Source organism: Siccirubricoccus soli (assembly GCF_024178315.1).
Classification (GTDB): domain Bacteria; phylum Pseudomonadota; class Alphaproteobacteria; order Acetobacterales; family Acetobacteraceae; genus Siccirubricoccus; species Siccirubricoccus soli.
Genome location: NZ_JAMZIK010000303.1, coordinates 1 through 673 on the forward strand (window position 1 = coordinate 1; position 673 = coordinate 673).

The window sequence follows — 673 nt, forward strand, 5'->3', positions numbered from 1 at the left end:
CGAGCCGGCTTTCCGCCTCCGCTGCGGCGGCGCTCAGGCGGCTGAGCCCGGTCCGCGCCTCGGCCAGGGACGCTTCCGCCTGGCGGCGGGCCTCGCGCGCCGCGGCTTCCGCGGCCACCGCCCGCTGTTCCGCGGCGGCGGCGGCATCGCGGGCCTGGCGGGCGGACTCGGCGGCTCCGGCCGCCTCCCGCAGTCTTGCCTCGGCGGCGCGCAGCCGGGCGCGCTGCTGCAGCCGGACGGCGCCGGGGTTGGGCGCATCCGCCCGGGCCACATGGCCATCCCAGCGCCAGAGCGCGCCATCCCGCCCGACCACCGCCTGGCCGGGGCGGAGCAGCGGCTGGATCGCGGCGCCATCGCCGCCTTCCGGCAGCACGCCGATCTGGCCGAGGGCGCGGGCCAGTGCCGGCGGGGCGGTGACCAGGGAGGCGAGCGGCGTCAGCCCGTCCGGCAGGGGCGGCGTGGCCTCCAGCGGCGGCAGGGCGCGCCAATGGCGGGGCGCACCGGCATCCTCCGGATGCTCCAGCGCCTCCCCCAGCGCGGCGCCGAGGGCGGCTTCCAGCCCGGGCGGCACCTGCACCGCTTCCAGCACGGGCGGGGCCTTGCCCCCCGCGGCGGCGCCGGCGGCCAGGGTCTCGCGCAGCGCCTCGGCCTCCGCCCGGGCGCGGGCATGGTC

1 pseudogene is annotated in these 673 nt (G+C 81.7%); it reads right to left on the reverse strand.

The features are described from left to right. Positions 1-673, reverse strand: a pseudogene (locus NJ376_RS28505) (chromosome segregation protein SMC); the annotation flags it as partial.